16 protein-coding genes are annotated in these 13642 nt (G+C 64.1%); 10 read left to right on the top strand and 6 right to left on the bottom strand.

Annotated elements, in window-relative coordinates; translation table 11 throughout:
- Window positions 1–27 precede the first annotated feature (27 nt).
- A complete protein-coding gene (locus CH281_RS23955; RefSeq protein ID WP_027495442.1) occupies window positions 28–687 on the top strand; it encodes an enoyl-CoA hydratase/isomerase family protein in 660 nt (219 codons plus the stop codon).
- Here CH281_RS23955 and CH281_RS23950 read toward each other — a convergent pair.
- Genes CH281_RS23950 through CH281_RS23940 form a run of 3 tightly spaced genes read right to left on the bottom strand, consistent with a single transcriptional unit; the run spans window position 656 to window position 3201 of the window.
- Entirely contained in the window at window positions 656–1426 is a 771-nt protein-coding gene (locus CH281_RS23950; RefSeq protein WP_094695693.1) for a TetR family transcriptional regulator, read from the bottom strand. The two genes, CH281_RS23955 and CH281_RS23950, sit on opposite strands and share 32 nt — an antisense overlap.
- Before the next feature lie 12 nt (window positions 1427–1438).
- Window positions 1439–2224, bottom strand: coding sequence for an SDR family NAD(P)-dependent oxidoreductase (locus CH281_RS23945; protein ID WP_094695692.1), 786 nt, complete (start codon window positions 2222–2224; stop codon window positions 1439–1441).
- Window positions 2221–3201, bottom strand: a complete 981-nt coding sequence (locus CH281_RS23940) for an SDR family oxidoreductase (RefSeq protein WP_094695691.1) — start codon at window positions 3199–3201, stop codon at window positions 2221–2223. The genes CH281_RS23945 and CH281_RS23940 overlap by 4 nt, the downstream gene beginning before the upstream one ends.
- 118 nt (window positions 3202–3319) lie before the next feature.
- On the opposite strand from CH281_RS23940, the gene CH281_RS23935 reads away from it, so the two are divergent.
- Together CH281_RS23935 and CH281_RS23930 are read left to right on the top strand one after the other, a co-directional pair.
- Window positions 3320–3949 carry a TetR/AcrR family transcriptional regulator gene (locus CH281_RS23935; protein WP_094695690.1) on the top strand — a complete coding sequence of 210 codons (630 nt, stop codon included), beginning with the start codon at window positions 3320–3322 and terminating at the stop codon, window positions 3947–3949.
- A gap of 237 nt (window positions 3950–4186) precedes the next feature.
- Window positions 4187–6544 carry a transketolase-like TK C-terminal-containing protein gene (locus tag CH281_RS23930; protein WP_094695802.1) on the top strand — a complete coding sequence of 786 codons (2358 nt, stop codon included), beginning with the start codon at window positions 4187–4189 and terminating at the stop codon, window positions 6542–6544.
- Window positions 6545–6556: 12 nt separating this feature from the next.
- On the opposite strand, the gene CH281_RS23925 is transcribed toward CH281_RS23930, so the two are convergent.
- Entirely contained in the window at window positions 6557–6763 is a 207-nt protein-coding gene (locus tag CH281_RS23925) for a helix-turn-helix domain-containing protein (RefSeq protein ID WP_027495448.1), read from the bottom strand.
- Window positions 6763–7245 carry a DUF2975 domain-containing protein gene (locus CH281_RS23920; RefSeq protein WP_094695689.1) on the bottom strand — a complete coding sequence of 161 codons (483 nt, stop codon included), beginning with the start codon at window positions 7243–7245 and terminating at the stop codon, window positions 6763–6765. The genes CH281_RS23925 and CH281_RS23920 overlap by 1 nt, the downstream gene beginning before the upstream one ends.
- A 174-nt stretch (window positions 7246–7419) precedes the next feature.
- Between CH281_RS23920 and CH281_RS23915 the strand changes: the two genes are divergently transcribed.
- Window positions 7420–8268: a GAF and ANTAR domain-containing protein gene (locus CH281_RS23915; protein ID WP_141214915.1), complete on the top strand. Its 849-nt coding sequence runs from the start codon at window positions 7420–7422 to the stop codon at window positions 8266–8268.
- A 251-nt stretch (window positions 8269–8519) separates the two neighbouring features.
- Here CH281_RS23915 and CH281_RS23910 read toward each other — a convergent pair whose 3' ends face one another.
- Window positions 8520–9182 carry a TetR/AcrR family transcriptional regulator gene (locus tag CH281_RS23910; RefSeq protein WP_032374898.1) on the bottom strand — a complete coding sequence of 221 codons (663 nt, stop codon included), beginning with the start codon at window positions 9180–9182 and terminating at the stop codon, window positions 8520–8522.
- A gap of 157 nt (window positions 9183–9339) precedes the next feature.
- Between CH281_RS23910 and CH281_RS23905 the strand changes: the two genes are divergently transcribed.
- The 6 genes from CH281_RS23905 to CH281_RS23880 are packed head-to-tail and all read left to right on the top strand — an operon-like array spanning window position 9340 to window position 13621.
- Window positions 9340–10542: a cytochrome P450 gene (locus tag CH281_RS23905; protein WP_032367041.1), complete on the top strand. Its 1203-nt coding sequence runs from the start codon at window positions 9340–9342 to the stop codon at window positions 10540–10542.
- A complete protein-coding gene (locus CH281_RS23900) occupies window positions 10539–10736 on the top strand; it encodes a ferredoxin (protein WP_032367040.1) in 198 nt (65 codons plus the stop codon). Before CH281_RS23905 ends, CH281_RS23900 begins: the two co-directional genes overlap by 4 nt.
- Window positions 10733–11875, top strand: coding sequence for an NAD(P)/FAD-dependent oxidoreductase (locus tag CH281_RS23895; RefSeq protein WP_094695688.1), 1143 nt, complete (start codon window positions 10733–10735; stop codon window positions 11873–11875). The genes CH281_RS23900 and CH281_RS23895 overlap by 4 nt, the downstream gene beginning before the upstream one ends.
- 8 nt (window positions 11876–11883) lie before the next feature.
- Window positions 11884–12276, top strand: a complete 393-nt coding sequence (locus tag CH281_RS23890; protein WP_032367038.1) for a hypothetical protein — start codon at window positions 11884–11886, stop codon at window positions 12274–12276.
- A gap of 6 nt (window positions 12277–12282) precedes the next feature.
- Window positions 12283–13041 carry a 1-acyl-sn-glycerol-3-phosphate acyltransferase gene (locus tag CH281_RS23885; protein WP_094695687.1) on the top strand — a complete coding sequence of 253 codons (759 nt, stop codon included), beginning with the start codon at window positions 12283–12285 and terminating at the stop codon, window positions 13039–13041.
- Window positions 13042–13075: 34 nt separating this feature from the next.
- Complete coding sequence (locus CH281_RS23880; RefSeq protein ID WP_032383122.1) at window positions 13076–13621, top strand: TetR/AcrR family transcriptional regulator; 546 nt, start codon at window positions 13076–13078, stop codon at window positions 13619–13621.
- Window positions 13622–13642: the final 21 nt, after the last annotated feature.

The raw sequence follows: 13642 nt of genomic DNA, 5'->3' as shown, positions 1-13642 counted from the left end.
CTCGGCACCCTCGAAAGGTAGCTCACGATGACTCCTACGCTAGAAATTCGCAGTGACATAGCGATTTTGACGCTCGGCTCGGACGAGAATCGATTCTCACCGGACTGGCTCGATGCGGTCGACGCCCACTTGGACCAGATAGAGCGGTCGGCGCGCGGGCTGATCACAGTAGGAGCGGGCAAGTTCTACTCCAACGGACTGGACCTCGACTGGCTGATGGCCCATGGTGATCGCGCCGATTGGTACGTCGATCGAGTGCAGACGCTGTTCGCCCGAATACTCACGTTTTCGATACCCACCGCCGCGGCGGTCAACGGGCACAGTTTCGGTGCCGGAGCGATGTTCGCCATTGCCCATGACTACCGCTTCATGCGCGAGGATCGTGGCTACTACTGCTTTCCGGAAGCGGATATCAACATCCCTTTCACTCCCGGCATGTCCGCTCTGATTCAGGCGAAGCTCTCTCCGCAGACGGCCATGGTCGCAATGACCACGGGACATCGGTACGGGAGCGCGGAGGCCCTCACTGCAGGTCTCGTCGACGGCGTAGCGGCCGAGGACTCGGTGATCGATGCTGCGCTGGAGCGGCTCTCGGCAATTGCCGGTAAGGACAAAGCCACCATCGGAGCCATCAAGACGACCATGTTCGCGTCGGTCACCGCTGCGCTGCGTCAGGGCCGACAGTGACGTCGTAGTCGGTCGCGTCGCGCTGCGCAGGCGGGATCAGAAGGTGAACGCGGCCGACGAGGGTCAGAGCCGTGTCGGCGTCGGCACCGTCGAACACCGCTGTGTGGATGCCGCGCATGGCACCGGTGAGCAGTCGGGCTGAGGCAGGGAGGTCTGTGGCACTGTCGATCTGCCCTGTTTCGGCAGCGGCGCGGAGTAGTTCGGTGATGGCATCGACGAAGCTGTCGTGCCAACGCTCGGCTGTGCCTTCGGATTTCGGGACTCCGAGATTACGGAACAGCACGTGCGTGCGCGGGGTCTCGTAGATGCTCTCGGCAGCTATTCGCAGAAATGTCTGCAGCTGCTCGAGTGGGGTGCTCGGCCAGCCGGCGTCCGCAGACCGTTCACGGATGCGTTCGACCAGAACGGTCGCGGCGTCGTCGACGGCGGCCTGAAAGAGTTGGCGTTTGTTGGGGAAGTGGTGGAAGGCAGTTCTGGGGGCCAGACCGCATCGGGCAGCGACGCTTTCGATCGTGATGTCTGCATAGTCGGCGTGCCGAAGCAGCTCCTGGGTCGCCTCGATGAGCCGCGTCGGTGCGGGCCCGGGTTCGTCCGTGGCCGACGACCCGGCCCAGCGGTACAGCGTGGTGGTGTGGATGCCCAAGTCCGTGGCCACGGCTGCCGGGCTTTCGGAACCCCCGAATGCCCGTGCCACCGCCTCTCGGCGATCGGCGAGTGTGAATCTCGAGACCCTGGCCATGATCGTGACAGTCTAGTGCAGCATTCGTGCGAGGGCCGGGAGTAGAACTCGTGCGGGGGCGATACCCGCCATCGCCGCCTGCAGAGCATTGCGGCGACCCGAAATAACATGTGGCCGTGACCGTTTGGCGTCGAGTTCCTTCATGGCGGTGGCGACGACGTCGGCCGGTGTCTGGTAGGTACCGGTGGCTGTGGCCGAATCGCCTATGACGTCGAAGAATTCGGTGTGGGTGGGTCCGGGGTTGAGTGCGAACACTCTGACTCCGTGTTGCGCTGCTTCGTACCACAGCGACTGGCTGAAGCTCAGCACGAAGGCTTTGGCGGCCGCATACACGGCAAGAGTCGGAACCGGTTGAAATGCCGTCGTGCTGGCCACGTTGACGATGGTCCCTGACCTGCGGGCCACCATATCGGGGAGGAAGGCCGAGCAGATGTCCACGACCGCCCGGATGTCGACGGCGACGAGGCGCTCGAAGTCGTCGGCGTCGCCGTCGACGAAGGGTCCCTGGACCGCAAATCCTGCGTTGTTGACGATGAGGTCGATGCGCTCGGGAACGATGGCGCGGAGCCGCCGACCACTGGCCTCCTCCGACAGGTCCCAGGGCACTGTTCGGCAGCGCACACCGTAGGTCGATTCGAGCTCGTCCGCCAGCGCTGTCAGACGATCTTCCCGTCGGGCGACGAGCACCAGATCGGAGCCGCGGGCGGCCAGCACTCGCGCGAATTCGGCGCCGATTCCGGAACTCGCCCCGGTGACCAATGTGCGGCCTGGACTGTAGCGAGAAGCCCTGCGGCTCATCGTTCCGTGCGTCCGAGTTCAGCGGCGGAGCGCCGGGCGAACTGTTCGTACGAGGTGGGTGTGCGTCCGAGCAGAGTCGGAAGAACCGTCAGGTCACCTGCGGGTAGGCCATGGCCGTCGTAGTGGGTCATCATCGTGCGGTACGCCTGACGTGCATCTTCAGGCCAGTTCTTCATATCGCGGGGATTCGACGCGGCCTGCGCGCCGCGAACGATATGTCCGAGCGAACGCAGCTTCGTCGATCGCACGGCGTGACCGATGACGGCAGGAAGTGCAGGCACCACATCGAGGGTATTCGTCAGCGACGAGGGCGGGATTCGGATGGCGGTCACCGGATGCCCCAGCACGCGTGACCAGATCTCGGCCATCTGGTGTCGGGTGAGTTCGACCGCGGACAGGTCGTAGGTGCGGCCGGTGTGCGGCGACGGGTCGATCAGTACGTTCGCCGCGGCCTCGGCGACGTCGGCGAGATCGACGACACCCATGATGCTGTCCGGCGACACCGGGTACGGCATGACGCCTGCCTGCAGGAACTCCCACACTTCCAGATAGTTCTGCATGTAGTGCGACGGCCTGAGCGCCGTGGTGGGGATTCCGCTGTCGCGGAGCAGACCCTCGGCGATGTCCTTCTGGTGATGGTGTGTCAGCTGATGCAGGTCTGGATGGATGACGGAGTGAAACACGATGTGCTGCAACCCAGTTGCCGGCGTCGTCGCGATCAGGTGCTCGATGATCGGTCTTTCGTCGATGACCTGGGTCGGAGCCGCGTGATAGAGCGCGTCGGCCCCGGCCAGGGCTCTGTCGAGCGTGTCGGGCGACCTCAGATCGCCCACGACGATCTCGGTTGCCCCGTCTCGACGGGTGGTCGCAGCCTGGCTGTCGTTCTTCACGACAGCGCGGACGGGCATCTTCTGCGCAGTTAGCTGCCGGACGAGCAACCGTCCGATCCCGCCTGCGGCACTGGTCACTGTGATCATCGCACCTCCTCGATGGTGAGCGCGGCAACTCCGGCTCGGTTGCATATATTGCAGAGGATCTGCACATAACGCAAGGGGCCGACGCAAAAGCCGCCTCGATCTGCATTAGTCTCGGACGGTGCCTTCGAACGACGTCGACGATGCAGAGCAGTCGCGGCGCGCCCGCCCACGTCGCGATCGCCGTCAGGCGTTGATCGACGCCGCGATCGAGATGATCTCCGAAGGTGCCAGCGCAGACATCAGCGCGGCGGCGATCTCGCGCAGAGCGGGTGTGGCGCACGGGTTGCTCTTTTACTACTTCACCGACAAGCAGGGCCTGGTGCAGGCCGCACTGGCCGACGTTCTGGGCAAATTGTCCGACGCGCAGGGGCCGCAGTCCGAGGAGCGGACCGTCCGAGCTCGGCTGGAAGGATTCGTCCGACGGCACATCGAGTTTCTGCGGGATCACCGCGCGCTCTACCTGCGGGTGGTGCGCGAGGAGGAATTCGGCGAGGCAGGCGTCGAGAGCGCCCTCTGGCAGGCTCGGGCCGAGGGCGAGCGTCAGGTCGCAGCCCTGGCCGAACTCCCGGATCCGTTGCCACCACTGGTCGCTGTCGCGATTTCGGGGTGGACCGGCTTTCTCGATCGAACAGCCGACGCCTTCTTCGAGACGGCGGATCTCGATCTGGACGAGTCGGTCGCGCTGATCGTCGACGCATTCGAGGCCGTCATCGATTCCGCGACTCGCCGAGGGGCCGGGCCGCGGTGATCAGGTCGACCAGAAACTGCAAAGGCCGATTCCGAAAATTGCGCAGATTGCTCAATACCGAAGACTACTATTGCGCAGCCCGCCGGGTTCTGGTCGACTGACGCCGGTTGCATCACAGACGCGACTGACTCGGCGCTTCGCAATCCGAACGCTTGCCTCATGGAGTGACGGGACCCATCCGGTCCCGCCACTTCCACTCGATGCAATCTTTCGTCGCCTATTTCAGGAGTGCTCGCCATGACCAGCCTCAGCTCGACCACCGGCAATTCGACCGACGGAGACGCGGTCACCGGGGGGCGCGAAACCCTGCACGACATTTCCGAGCGGGTGCTGTGGTTGTCGACGTCGATGATCCACCACGCCAACCGAATCCGGCCCAATCCGACGGGTCTCAAAGTGGGCGGTCATCAGGCGTCGTGCGCGTCGATGGTCACCATCATGACCTCGCTGTGGTTCGAGCAGCTCGAAGCGGGCGACCGAGTGTCGGTCAAGCCGCACGCGTCGCCGGTGCTGCACGCCATCAACTACCTTCTCGGTGAGCTGGACGAGAAGTATTTGACGACGCTGCGCTCGTACGGTGGTCTGCAGTCCTACCCGTCGCGCGCCAAGGATCCCGATACCGTCGACTACTCGACGGGATCGGTGGGTATCGGTGCGACGGCACCTATTTGGGGCGCTATGTCGCGCCGCTTCGTCGACTCCGCATTTTCCGCAGACACCCCGAGTGGGTTTCGCGGACGGCAGTATTCGCTCGTCGGAGACGCCGAGCTCGACGAGGGTGCCGTGTGGGAAGCCGTCATCGATCCGGGCATCGGTGAGTTGGGCGAGATCGTCTGGATCGTCGACCTCAACCGGCAGTCCCTCGACCGAGTGGTGCCGAACATCGCGGCGCGTCGCCTCGAGAAGATGTTCGACGCGGCAGGCTGGCAGGTCATCACCGTGCGGTTCGGTCGGCTGCTCGAGAACCTGTTCGCGCGTACCGGGGGCGACGCCTTGCGGCGCCGCATCCTCGACATGCCCAATCCCGAGTATCAGCGGCTGTTGCGGTGCTCGGCGTCCGAATTGCGTGATCGACTGCCCGGCAACGGTTCCGATGCCGCGGCGATCACCGCGCTCATCGGTGACCTCGACGATCTGATTCTCACCGAGTCGATTCGCAATCTCGGCGGCCATGATCTCGACGCGCTGCGCGAGGCCTACGCGCAGATCGACGACACCCGGCCCACGGTGATCATCGCCTACACGGTCAAAGGATTCGGCCTCCCCACTCAGGGGCATCCGCAGAACCACTCGTCTCTGCTGACTGTCGACGAATATGCGGCTCTGGCAGACACTCTCGGCACCGACGTCGGTTCGCCATGGGGCCGCTTCGACGACGCCACAGCTGCCGGGCAGTTGTGCGCCGATGTCGCCGAACGGCTGCGCCGCGAGCCGGTGCCCGTCTCGGCACCGCCTGCAGTTCCCACCGACATCGGCCGTACTCCCAAGGGCACGGCCACGACGCAGGCCGCGCTCGGCCGCACCCTGATCGACCTGACGCGTGAGGCCCCGGATGCGGCGCGGCGCGTGGTCACGGTCAGTCCCGATGTCAGCTCGACCACCAATCTCGGCGGTTGGGTCAACAAGGTCGGTGTCTGGTCGTCGTCGGAGCGGCACGATTGGTTCGGCGACGATGCCGAAACCATCATGCACTGGCGTGAGGGTCCCACCGGTCAACACATGGAACTCGGTATCGCAGAGACCAATCTGGTCGGATTGATGGGCGAGCTGGGTGCAACGTGGAGTCGGTGGGGAGAGCCGTTGTTCCCCATCGGGGTGATGTACGACCCGTTCGTCGAACGCGCCCTCGAACCGTGGTCGTACGGCATCTACGCGGGTGGTCAGTCGATTCTGGTCGGTACACCGTCGGGTGTCACGTTGGCCGCGGAAGGTGGTGCGCACCAGTCGATCAAGACTCCGTCGATCGGTCTGGAGCAGCCCGGGTGCATCTCGTACGAGCCGGCGTTCGCCATCGACGTGGAGTGGACGCTGCTCGCCAGCATCGCCAAGTTGGGTCGTCCCGACGGCACCTCGGCGTACCTGCGCCTGTCTACCCGGCCGGTCGATCAGACGCTGGCCGACGTGCCCAGCGATCCGGCGGCCCGCGAACGCAGGCGCAAACAGGTGGTGGCCGGCGGCTACCCGCTCGTGCGACGAGACGGAGCCACCGTCACGATCGCGGCGATGGGTGCGCTCATGCCCGAAGCTCTCGACGCCGCAGCACGTTTGGAGCGCATCGGCATTCTTGCGGACGTCCTGTGCATCACGAGTCCGGGTCAACTCTATCGAGCCGTCCAGGCTCGACAGGGACACGGAAACGCGGAGTCGTGGATTCTCGATCAGCTGTTGCCGGCCGATCGGGCGACACCGATGGTGACCGTCCTCGACGGCCATCCGCACACGCTGGCGTTCCTTGCGAACGTGAACCGCGTTGCGTCGACGTCGTTGGGCGTCAGCAACTTCGGTCAGGTGGGCTCGCTGGACGAGGTGTACAAGCATCATCACATCGACACCGATTCGATCGTCGGTGCCGCTCTGGATGTCACCGGTCAGTAGTGCCGCGGGTGCTCATTCGTCCACCCATTCCAAGAGGTCTCCGGGTTGGCAGTGCAGCACCCGGCACATGGCGTCGAGGGTGCTCAGGCGCACGGCTTTGGCCCGTCCGTTCTTGAGGACTGCGATGTTGGCGGGCGTCAGCCCCACGCGTTCGGCAAACTCGCCGACGCTCATCTTTTGCTTGGCCAACTGAACATCGATGCGCACCACGATGGCCATCAGATGACCGCGTCCATGTCGCTGCGCAGTTCCGTGGCCTGACTGAGCAGGGTCCTCATGACGACCATCAACAATGCGGCGACGGCGACGATGACGACGAGCAGGAAGAGCAGTAGCGGCAGGCCCGGGTCGTCGGCTCCGAATCCGACGTAGAGAAAGACGCCGACCAGCACCACCCAGGCCGCGGCGATCGACCACGTGATCGTGTCTACCCACACCAACGAAGCGCGGGTGAAGATGGCGTTGCGGTTCACCATCGTCATTAGCTTCCATGTCGCGATCACGACCACCTGAATGCACAGCACCCAGAAGATCGACACGATGGTCAGCGGCCATCGCAGGTGCGCGGATTCGGGAGATTCCTGGGCGATGTGGGCGAACTGCCCGGGCAACGACATGACTTGCATCAGCACCAGCACCGCGAACAACGCGGCGAGAAACAGGCGAAGCAACAGGACTACCACTCGATATCCACTCAGCATTTAGCGAGTATCGACAGGAATCTATCGAAAGTCAATAGATCAATACGGTGTCCGGATCATTCAGTTCCGATTGACAGTGGGCGTACGGTTGTAACATTCGGCGAGGGCCAACGCCGTAGGTTGCTCGTTCACGGCGAAGGGTGTGATGGCCGCATCGTATGGGGGCGGGACCACGTGACCGATCGGACATCCGAGCAAACGCCGGACGATTCGGCTGCCGAGAGAGCGGCCGCAGCCGCGTTCGACGAGCAGATCGCGGCGGCACTCCCGAGGCGATCACACGTGCCGGGTGCGACGACGTATTTCGCGGAAGACACCTTCGAGGCGCTCGATGTGTTCCGCGGAATATTGCTCGAGCACAGCCGATTCGAGACTGTGCTGCAGGGCCTGTGCGAGCAGGCCGTCGTGGCAATTCCCGGGGCGGATATGGCGGGAGTGACCCTGCTGCATCATGATTCGGAGAATCCTGCCACCGCTGCATTCTCGGACGCTCGTGTGGTGGACATCGATGCCGATCAGTACCGAGCGGACGAGGGGCCGTGTCTCGAAGCTGCGCGCCACGATCGGTTGGTGTGCGTCCGAGTCGACGAGATCACCACTCGCTGGCCTGCATTCGCAGCCGCAGCAGCAGACATCGGAGTGCAGAGTTACCTGTCGGCACCGCTGGCAGTCGATTCCGAGCATGCAGGCTCGCTCAACATCTACGGCTTCGATGCCGGTGGCTTCAACGATATCGACGAAGTGGTGGTGAAGATGTTCGTCACGTCGGTCGAAGCGGCAGTATGGAATTCCCGGCACACGGCTGAGGCGAAGCAGGAAGTCGTCGGTCTTCGTGCGGCGATGGCGACCAGGGCCACCATCGAGCAGGCCAAGGGCATCCTGATGGCAACGCAATCTATGACTCCTGGGGCCGCGTTCGCCGCGTTGGTTCAGCAATCGCAGCGAGAGAACACGCGAGTTGCCGTGTTGGCGGCTCGGATGGTCGATTCCGTCGGCCGATGGCAGGATGCCGAAGGGCCGTAGTGTCGGGGTCACACGGTCCACCGAGCACCATCAATGGTTCAGCGAAGCCGAACGATCTGCATCTCCGAAGGTCGAGAAGGTCAAGGCCCATGACGGACACTCCGATTTACGACGAACTCCAGCATTTTCTCGACATCGACACCGGCGGGGGGAGTCGGAAGATCGAGCCGGTAGCTCGGGCCGTTCCGGCCCCGGTAGCCGTGCACGGCCCACCCCGACATCAGAGGGGCTGACGGCAAACCCAGGGGGGCTCAGTGCGACGCAGTGGGGACGACGGCCGCGTGGACGTCGCCGCTGTAGGACGCCGGTAGTGGACTGCTGCACAGTGTGCGTGCCTCGTCGGTCGAAATTCCGAGTGCGCGGAGCACTCGCTCGGTGGTGCCGTCGACCGTCGCCGCTTCGTCGCGGTCGGGCTGTGCGAGGAGCAGACGGCCCATGGAAAGCAGTGAACCGGCGACGATCGCGAGGGCGAGATCCGGGTCGTCGACGTCGAATCTCCCCTGCGCTGCGGCCGATTCGATATCGCGACGCGACCGTGGTGCCAGGCCACCGGCCGCGGCGAACGCGGCGGCCTCGGAGTTGAGCAGGACACGGCTTAGTTGCGGTTCGAGGCGGAACAGGCGTCCGGACAGTCTGAACGATTGGGTGAACTTCTCGACCGGATCCTCGAAACCGACGGTGAGCGAATCGAGGTAGTCGCCGACGGACTCGAGAGCGGCGTCGATGGCGGCCTGCCACAGTTCTTCTTTGCTCTCGAAGTAGTTGTAGAACGATCCGTTGCTGACGTCGGCGGCCTGCGTTATTTCGAGCACGGGTGCGTTGGTGTTCCCGTTGGCGAGTAACCCTTGCGCGGCCTGGATCAGCGCGGCTCTGGTGCGTGCCTTGCGGCGCTCGACGCGGTTGCCTTCGGTCACGATCTGCTCCTGCTCTGCGGTGTCGATGCAGCCTATCGCGAATCAATGATGACGAATTCGTCAAAAACCCTTGACGTACGGCCGTGCCGTGAGTGACGATATCGTCAACACCTTGCGAAGGCGGGGGTATCGACTTCCGGCGGCACCGAAGGACCTCATGACGACGAACGCGACGATCCCGCAGTACCGCACCGATCTGTACTCCACCGATGCGATTCTCGATCCGTACCCCCACTACGTTCGGCTACGCGCCCTCGGCCCGGTGGTGTGGCTGCCGCGCCAGCAGGTGTTCGCCGTCTCGCGCTACGCGGACTGCAAGGCGGTGCTGCTCGACGACGAGACCTTCATCTCGGGGGACGGGGTGGCACTCAATTCCGTCGCCAATCGGCTCGGCCGCGGAACGACACTGAACAGTGACGGCGACGAGCATGCAACCAAGCGATCGGTGCTGGCGCATCGACTCACTCCGAAGGCCGTCCGCAAGATGAAAGCGGCGGTGCAGGAGAAGGCCGAGAGCATCGTCGACGCGGCACTGAAGAAACAATTCGTCGACGGCGTGGACGATCTCGCGACAGCGCTGCCGATGTCGATCGTGCCCGATCTCGTCGGGTGGCCGGAGGACGGCCGCGAGGATCTACTCCGCTGGGCCGGTGCGACATTCGATTCCCTCGGCCCCGTGAATCGACACTCGATCACCGCCGTCAAGGGTGCCGCAGAGATGCTTGCCTTCTCGCGGCGCGTGGTGCGAGATCGATCGGTGATTCCGGGAAGCATGGGCGACGACGTTCTGAAGGCCGCCGACGACAACAAGATTCAGAAGTCGGCATGTCCCGCGTTGATGATCGACTACCTCGGTCCCTCGCTCGATACCACCATCGGAGCGATTTCCGGTGCCCTCGACCTGTTCGCGCGGCACCCCGAGCAGTGGCAGGCGATCAGACAGGACCCGGACCTGATCCCCAATGCGATCAACGAGGTCGTTCGATACGAGTCGCCGATCAGAGCGTTCTCGCGTCGAGCGATCCGTGACGTCGAGATCGACGGATCACGAATCCCGAAAGGTGCTCGCGTACTGGTGGTCTACGCGTCGGCGAACCGCGACGAGCGTGAATGGGACAACCCCGACGCCTTCGACATCACCCGTGACGCCGCGCGGCAACTCGGCTTCGGCTCCGGAGTGCACGGGTGTGCCGGCCAGGGGCTTGCCCGTCTGGAAGCCCAGACCATGCTCCGGGTGCTGGCGCAGCGGGTCGAGAAGTTTGTTCCCGCAGGAACACCCGTACGAGCTGTCAACAACGTCATTCATCGATACGAACGGTTGCCGCTGAAATTGGTGGCAGCAGAAGGGACACAGCCATGAGGATCGACGTCGATTGGGATCGCTGCGAGGGCCACGGCATCTGTGCCGAACAGGCACCCAAGGTGTTCAGCCTCGATGACGAGGGCGAACTGCACTACGCCTTCGATGGCAACGACATTCCCGACGACCTCGCGGCCTCGGCCCGGTCTGCGGTCGGCGTGTGTCCGGTGGCGGCACTGCGAGAACAGGTGTGAGCTCTCTCGAGAGCAGGATCGTCGTCGTCGGAGACTCCATAGCCGCGTGCACCGCTGTCCGCGAACTGAGGGCCCGCGGACTCGAAGGTCCACTGACGATGATCGGGGCCGATGCCGACGGTTGCTACGCGCGGCCGCCGTTGTCCAAGCACGTGCTCAAAGGCGAAGCAGCCGAGGCGGAAACGTGGGATCTGTCGGACCTCGGGATCGAGGCGATCGGTGATCGGGCCGTGTCGGTGAATCCCGAGGCCCACACAGTCACGACCGCCGCCGGTACCGATGTTCCGTACGATCGGTTGATCGTCGCCACCGGAGCGGCTGCACGTCGCATTGCGGCTCCCGGGCAAAGGGGCGAGACGGTGCTGCGGACCTTCGACGATGTTCGGGCACTACGCCCGAAACTCGATGCGGCGCAGACGGCGATCGTCGTCGGTGCCGGATTCCTCGGCATGGAGGTCGCCAGTGCGTGCGTTTCTCGCGGAATCGCAGTCACCGTCGTGGACGTCGACCCTCCGTTGACACGGCTACTGGGTACCTATCTGTCCGACGCGATTACCGCGCGTGCCGAGGCCGCGTCGGTCGAGTTTCTCCGCGCGGACAGCCCGGTTACGTTGACGGGCAACCCCGTTACCGGGATCGAGTTCGCGGGCCGCATCCTCGACGCCAATGTGGTGGTCACCTGCGCCGGTGATGTGCCCGAGACGGAGTGGTTGAACGGCACCGGAATTGCCGACGATCGAGGTGTTGCCATCGACGAGCGCTGCGCCACAGCAGTTCCCGACGTGTTCGCCGCAGGCGACGTCGCGTATTCACGTGCTGGTTCCGGTCGAGCCCCGTTCTGGTCCAATGCCGTCGCGCAGGGCAAGGTCGCAGCGGCCTCCGCACTCGGCCTCGAACCCACGTGTGCGCCCACCGACAACTACTTCTGGACCGAGATTCTGGGACTGTCCATCAAGGTCGTCGGTCCTCTTCCGCTACTGGGTAATCCGACCGTGCTAGAGGGTTCCGTCGACGACGGATCGGCGCTGCTGCAGTGGAACCACGAGGACGGCCGCACGACCATCGTTGCCTACGGCATGAAGAAGGCTGTCGGCCTGCTCCGACGGCTTGCTCGCGAATCCGTTGTTCCCACTACGTAAGGAATTTCATGGCTATCGGCTCTGCGTCCGGTCTGGTTCGTCGTCTTCCCGAGGCGGTCGGGCTCGCCCGGGCAGCGATCGGCATCGCCCACATGGTTGCGCCCACTCGCGCCAACGAACTCCTCGCCGGGCCCGACGCGGCGGTGGCGACGACGCGAGCTGCGGCTCGCACCTTCGGAATTCGTGAAATATACATCGGCGGCGGGCTCTACGCGGCAACTCGGTACGCGCCGAAGGCCGTGCGCACTCTGCTGCGAGCAGGTGTGGCCGTCGACGTCTGGGACACCGCGGCGTTCGCGCTCACCGCTCACCTGCCGCAACGAACGAGAACGGCCGGCTGTGCAATCGCCGGAGGTTTCGTGATCGCCGGCGCGCTGGCAGACCTGCAACTGGACCGGTAGTCGGCGGTGGACAACATCGCTCGAGTCGTTCGCGCGGCGAGCATCAGTGCTGTTCGCCTCTACAACCGATTGGAAGTGACCGTAGCGCAACCGGTTCCGGATACCCCCGTGCTGTTCGTCGCCAACCACGGGTTCGGCGGAGTCATCGATCTCAATGTGTCCGCATTCGCGGCCGCATACGACGAGCTCGGTATCGACCGCGAGTTGATCACGCTGACCCACCAGATCGCGTGGACTCTGCATGCCGAGAAACTGATCGAACCGTTCGGTGCCAGGCCCGCCGGGCGACAAACGGCCCTGGACGCTTTTGCGGAGGGCAGCAGTGTCCTGGTCTTCCCGGGCGGTGACGTCGATGCTTTGAAGTCGTGGCGGCATCGCAACGACATAATGTTCTCGGGTCGGACCGGGTTCGCCCGTTTGGCAATCGAGGCGGGGGTGCCGGTCGTCCCCGTCGTCACAGCGGGAGCGGGGGAGTCCCTGCTGGTACTCAGCAGTGGTAAGCGGTTGGCGAAGGCGCTGAGGTTGGACAAGGTACTGCGGCTCAAAACGTTTCCGTTGTCGGTGTCCATTCCGTGGGGCGTCAATCTCGGTCTGGTCGGGCTTCTTCCGTACCTGCCGCTCCCCACCAAACTCGAGACGTCGGTGCTCGCGCCCATGCTTCCCGACGCCGACGAGTCGGCGGAGGAGTTCGCGGGGCGGGTGCACGGGGCGATGCAGGCCGAGCTCGAAAAATTGACGAAGAATCGGCGGCCTCTCATCGGATGACTCGCCGAGCCGGCGATGCAGTCATACTCGGACCATGCGCTCGAAGCAGAAGATTCTCGACGCCACCCTCGGGCTCATCGTCCAGGGTGGGTTCGAGGATGTCACCATTGCCGCGGCTGCGCGGGCTGCGGGCGTGACGCGTCAGACGGTGTATTCGATTTTCACCACCCGTGAGGACATGATCTCCGAGGCCATGGTCGGCCTTGTCGTCAGCATCATCGGTGGCATCCGAGAGGAGGCCGATCGAGCCGAAACGCCATCGGAGTTCATCGTCGAGATGATCGTGTCCGCACGCAACCTCGTTCGCAGCGAGCCTGTGCTCAACTCGCTGCTACGTTCTGGCAACGCCAACCCGTTGTTCGATCCGGACGTCGTGGATCGGGCCGAGCCAGTGGCGCGTCAATTCCTCGATGGCTACATCGAACGGAACCCACAATTCGATTCGACTCGGTTCGAAGGTATCGAGCGAGTGCTGGTTCGAGTGGCGCTGTCCGTCATCCTGTTCGACGACGCGCAGATCCACGACGACGACGGTTTGCGGTCATACCTGCGGCGCTGGCTGATTCCGCTCTTGTTCTAAAAGGACCCCAAAAACTTGACA

Origin of the sequence: Rhodococcus sp. 06-221-2 (assembly GCF_002258365.1) — a bacterium.
GTDB classification, from domain to species: Bacteria; Actinomycetota; Actinomycetes; order Mycobacteriales; family Mycobacteriaceae; genus Rhodococcoides; species Rhodococcoides fascians.
Note: the sequence above shows the minus strand (reverse complement) of the source record. Positions and strands in the feature narration are given on the sequence as shown.

Bases quoted from the DNA above. Each gene is read 5' to 3' on its own strand.
- CH281_RS23925 (WP_027495448.1), bottom strand. From the start codon at position 6,763: ATGGCCATCGTGGTGCGCATCGATGTTCAGTTGGCCAAGCAAAAGATG.
- CH281_RS23900 (WP_032367040.1), top strand. From the start codon at position 10,539: ATGAGGATCGACGTCGATTGGGATCGCTGCGAGGGCCACGGCATCTGT.
- CH281_RS23945 (WP_094695692.1), bottom strand. From the start codon at position 2,224: ATGAGCCGCAGGGCTTCTCGCTACAGTCCAGGCCGCACATTGGTCACC.
- CH281_RS23940 (WP_094695691.1), bottom strand. From the start codon at position 3,201: ATGATCACAGTGACCAGTGCCGCAGGCGGGATCGGACGGTTGCTCGTC.
- CH281_RS23950 (WP_094695693.1), bottom strand. From the start codon at position 1,426: ATGGCCAGGGTCTCGAGATTCACACTCGCCGATCGCCGAGAGGCGGTG.
- CH281_RS23920 (WP_094695689.1), bottom strand. From the start codon at position 7,245: ATGCTGAGTGGATATCGAGTGGTAGTCCTGTTGCTTCGCCTGTTTCTC.
- CH281_RS23880 (WP_032383122.1), top strand. From the start codon at position 13,076: ATGCGCTCGAAGCAGAAGATTCTCGACGCCACCCTCGGGCTCATCGTC.
- CH281_RS23905 (WP_032367041.1), top strand. From the start codon at position 9,340: ATGACGACGAACGCGACGATCCCGCAGTACCGCACCGATCTGTACTCC.
- CH281_RS23890 (WP_032367038.1), top strand. From the start codon at position 11,884: ATGGCTATCGGCTCTGCGTCCGGTCTGGTTCGTCGTCTTCCCGAGGCG.
- CH281_RS23955 (WP_027495442.1), top strand. From the start codon at position 28: ATGACTCCTACGCTAGAAATTCGCAGTGACATAGCGATTTTGACGCTC.
- CH281_RS23930 (WP_094695802.1), top strand. From the start codon at position 4,187: ATGACCAGCCTCAGCTCGACCACCGGCAATTCGACCGACGGAGACGCG.